The 2,053-nt window shown below is 51.3% G+C and carries 2 protein-coding genes; both read right to left on the bottom strand.

Translation table 11 applies throughout. The features are described 5' to 3' along the window. Positions 1-98: 98 nt before the first annotated feature. Positions 99-1,136, bottom strand: coding sequence for a porin (locus tag INT22_RS01185; protein ID WP_193067514.1), 1,038 nt, complete (start codon positions 1,134-1,136; stop codon positions 99-101). A 263-nt stretch (positions 1,137-1,399) separates the two neighbouring features. Continuing rightward, positions 1,400-2,053 (bottom strand): ProQ/FINO family protein (locus tag INT22_RS01180; protein WP_193067513.1); only part of this gene is annotated, 654 nt, incomplete at its 5' end.

Here is a 2,053-nt window from a genome sequence, read left to right as displayed (position 1 = left end):
CCATGCCTGGCGCACCACAAAAAAAACCGGCCTCGTAATGAGGCCGGTTCTATTTCTACTTACAGGGGTTACCTGCTAAGCATGGCATAAAGCCAGGCTTAGAAGTGGTAACGCGCGCCTGTCAGGTAGTATACTTCGTCGGTCAAGTCACCAAGGGTAACATCACGATTAACAGTCGGCGCATCGCCGTCAGCCAGCTCTAGGAAAACGTCGAAGTTGCTGGAAACGTTGTAGTAAGAACCAAACGCCCATGCATTGCTGTCGTCCACGCCACCGTCACGATCTACGTTGTAGTAGTCAGCAGTAAACGCCCAAGGACCAGTGGTGTAAGTACCACCCAGACCTACAGTGTCGTAGCCGCCGCCACGAACGTCGCTGTTTTCACGGCCTTCATAACCTAAACGAGCAGAGAACTGGTCATTGATGGCGTAAGAACCGATCAGGCCACCCATGATTTCACCATTGCCGCCGCCACGTACTACGTCGTCAACAAAACCAAGACCTACAGTAACCGGACCTTGCTCGTAACGCACACCACCTTGGGCAGCAATTACGCTATCAGGATCGTTGTTACCAGTCTCAACCTGGCCACGCGTGCTGTAGTGTTTCAACTGCAGGAAGGCTGTCCAGCCTTGAAGATCAGGCGTGTAGTAACCGATAGAGTCGCCACGTGATTGCTTCGGATGACCAGCGAACTCTAGACCACGATCGATGTAAACATCGAACGGCAGAGAGACAAACTGGTTGTAGAAGCTGTCGAAGTTACCAGCTTGAACAGTACCGTACTGCTTGCTCTGCAAGCCAAGGTAGCTTTGACGAATTTCAGTGAAGCCAGACTCGGTGTAACGCTCGTCACCTTTGAAGCGCCACTCTAAACGACCGAAAGCAGTCAGGTCAGAGTTAACTTCGTGGCTCATGCGCAGGCCAAGACGAGAGTAGACGTCTACGAATTCTGCGCCGTTGTCAATTTTTTGCTCAGCGTCGTTGTACTCAGGACCGCCACCAGCGATACCCATGGCGATACGGCCATAGACGTCGAGCTTGGTACCATCTTGGTCATAAACGGTAGCTGCTTGAGCGGCGGCAGAGGCACCCAGGGCGCCAATGATAGCAGTCGCTAAAAGTGTCTTTTTCATGATGTAGGTTCCTTAACTAGCTTACTGTTTCGATCGTTACCGCAAACTCATTTTGAAGTCTGCAGCTGGCTTGCGGGCCATGCTCTTTATGCCATCCTCCGGTTTTTCCCGGCGGTATGCGGCATGTCCTCAACTAAGCCTTGTTATAGTCCAATGCTCGCAGGTCAAACTCTATACTGGGATTCCAGTGAACGCAATAGAAAAAAACAGTGTTTCTTTACGATTTGTATTTTTTTAAGGAACCCACGGGCAACTGATTGGTCTCAGCGGCCTGTAAATTTTTGCTGAAGCCCTCTTAATTTATCCTCTAAGCTAAGTGGCTTTGTTGTTTCAAATGCTTCCGTCTTCTCACCTTCCCCTCTCTGCTCATGCGCCTTTACAGGCGTGGGGACAGCATCTTTTGGCGCTTGTCTCGATGTTTGTTGTGATGCCTGCCTTGATGATTGCTGCGGTTTTCGATGATCTAAAGACGGTGCTTGCTTTGATGCATTGCTGCCTGACTTATCTTTTCGACGATCGCTAGCATGTCGCGCCGCTTCTTTATCGACTTTACCTGCGGGATTGCCATCCAAGTCAATTCGCTCAGCACCTTCTCGCATGGATTTCACATAGCGCGGCAGGTTCACATAGTTAGCTAATGCTCGGCGTATCAATTTACCCGACCAGAGTTCTCGCTGGGCTAAATCTTGATGAATACCCACTTTCAGCGGTTTAGTATGGCCAGTGAAAAAAGCGTTCGGGTAGCGTTTATACCACTGGTTCAACAGCGCTTGAGGAGAAGGCGGCTGTGGCGCTGTTTCCGCGGCGGCGGCTTCGCTGATCACTTGTGAGTCGGAAGGCTTCACATCTGCCACCGACGGCTCAGCGGCAGATGCATCACACTGAGCCGGGCCTTGCAGCGGCTGCGAAGGTGGCTG

It is taken from the genome of Halomonas sp. 3D7M, from assembly GCF_014897885.1.
GTDB lineage: Bacteria > Pseudomonadota > Gammaproteobacteria > Pseudomonadales > Halomonadaceae > Vreelandella.
Note: the sequence above shows the minus strand (reverse complement) of the source record. Positions and strands in the feature narration are given on the sequence as shown.

Excerpts from the sequence above, each read along its gene's own strand:
- INT22_RS01185 (WP_193067514.1), bottom strand. The coding sequence starts at position 1,136 with ATGAAAAAGACACTTTTAGCGACTGCTATCATTGGCGCCCTGGGTGCC.